Origin of the sequence: Haemophilus sp. HMSC061E01, from assembly GCF_001810345.1 — a bacterium.
In the GTDB taxonomy this organism is placed as follows: Bacteria; Pseudomonadota; Gammaproteobacteria; order Enterobacterales; family Pasteurellaceae; genus Haemophilus_D.
In genome coordinates, this window is the sequence record NZ_KV801002.1 from 1 (window position 1) to 1,519 (window position 1,519).

2 protein-coding genes and 1 pseudogene are annotated in these 1,519 nt (G+C 40.0%); 2 read left to right on the forward strand and 1 reads right to left on the reverse strand.

Annotation, left to right across the window (positions count from 1 at the left end; genetic code table 11):
* Window positions 1-103: 103 nt before the first annotated feature.
* Both HMPREF2732_RS02700 and HMPREF2732_RS02705 read left to right on the forward strand, forming a co-directional pair.
* Window positions 104-457 (forward strand): helix-turn-helix domain-containing protein, encoded by a 354-nt coding sequence (locus HMPREF2732_RS02700; RefSeq protein ID WP_070590897.1) that lies wholly within the window; start codon window positions 104-106, stop codon window positions 455-457.
* Complete coding sequence (locus HMPREF2732_RS02705) at window positions 445-1,263, forward strand: IS3 family transposase (RefSeq protein WP_261673760.1); 819 nt, start codon at window positions 445-447, stop codon at window positions 1,261-1,263. Before HMPREF2732_RS02700 ends, HMPREF2732_RS02705 begins: the two co-directional genes overlap by 13 nt.
* Window positions 1,264-1,306: 43 nt before the next feature.
* Here HMPREF2732_RS02705 and HMPREF2732_RS02710 read toward each other — a convergent pair.
* Window positions 1,307-1,519 (reverse strand): annotated as a pseudogene (locus HMPREF2732_RS02710) (hypothetical protein); the annotation flags it as partial.

A 1,519-nucleotide genomic window follows, 5' to 3' on the forward strand; every position in this document is an offset into this window, starting at 1 on the left:
TCAATTGAGATTGGCTTTGCGCTTGGAAATCTTTCCCTACTCGATAACCATCTAAGTACCAGTCCATCTTTATCATGACAAGCAATTGAGGTGCAGATTTTTTATGGGTAAACACTACACAATCGAATTTAAATTACAGGTTCTTCAACCTATTTTGAATGAGAAAATGAGTATTAGGGAAGCCGCGCGTTTTTACAATATTCCTTCCAACGCCCTAGTCGGGAGATGGTTGAAACGGTTTGAAAAAAGTGGCATAAAAGGACTTATTCCCCGTAAACCATCAGGACGACCGCCAATGAAACCCAAATATGCAAAAATGCCACCACCACCCAAAACTGAAGAAGACCGTTTACGCCTGAGAATTTTACAGCTTGAAGCGGAGGTGGCCTACCTAAAGGAGTTGAGAAGGCTCAGACTTCAGGACGAAGCCGAGCAACGGAGATTATCCAAAGGTTAAGAACACGCTATCCGTTAAAATGGCTTTTAGGCTTTGCACAGTTAGCGCGTAGTACGTTTTTTGCGAAACTTCAAATTAAACCGGATAAGGATGAGTTGTTGAAAAAGGCCATTAAACGCATCAAAGCCAATCATCCTGATTATGGCTACCGACGTGTTCATGCCAGCTTGCTAGGCATGAATCATAAAAAAGTCCAACGTTTAATGCAGACACTTGGGCTTCAAGTGCGGTCAAGAAAAAGCAAGAAATTTACGACCTATCGAGGCACGATAGGGGGGATTGCACCGAATCATCTTGAACGCGATTTTAGTACAACGGCCCCGAAACAAAAATGGGTAACTGATATCACCGAGTTTAAGGCGAAAGATGGGAGTAAAGTCTATTTATCTCCAATTTTAGACTTATTTAACAATGAGGTAGTCTACTATAATCTCAGCTATTCCCTAAACTGGGCGAAAGTAGAGGACATGTTAATGCAAGCCGTCAAAGGATTAAATAAAGCTTGTGGTGTCATTTTGCATTCAGACCAGGGATGGCAATATCAAATGGTAGCTTATCGTCGAATCTTGGCTGAACATGGCATCATTCAAAGTATGTCGAGAAAAGGGAATTGCTTAGATAACGCCACAATGGAAAGTTTCTTTGGGCGATTAAAAACGGAATGTTTTTATGGTCGGGAATTTAAAACAAAAGAAGAGATAGTTGATGCTGTCAGGGATTATTTGGATTACTATAATCATCGACGGATTCAACTAAAATTAAAAGGACTGAGTCCGATACAATATCGAAAACAATCCTTTAAATAACAGTCTAACTTTTTGGGGTCAGATCAATTTTAACCGCACTTTTTTATTCTTCGTCATCTTCTCTATAACGATCATCATCGTCATAATCATAGGTTAAGAGAGCATCCTCATCATAACCCTCTATATCAATCTGAACGCCATTTGAGCCTGCATCAAAACCATTAAACCATGCGGTTCTTAGCTCTTCAGGTACACGTCGGCCACAATAATTAATTCGTTTATTCAATTGAGATTGGCTTTGCGCTTGGAAATCTTT

Coding starts and splice junctions, on each gene's coding strand:
- HMPREF2732_RS02700 (WP_070590897.1), top strand. CDS start 104: ATGGGTAAACACTACACAATCGAATTTAAATTACAGGTTCTTCAACCT.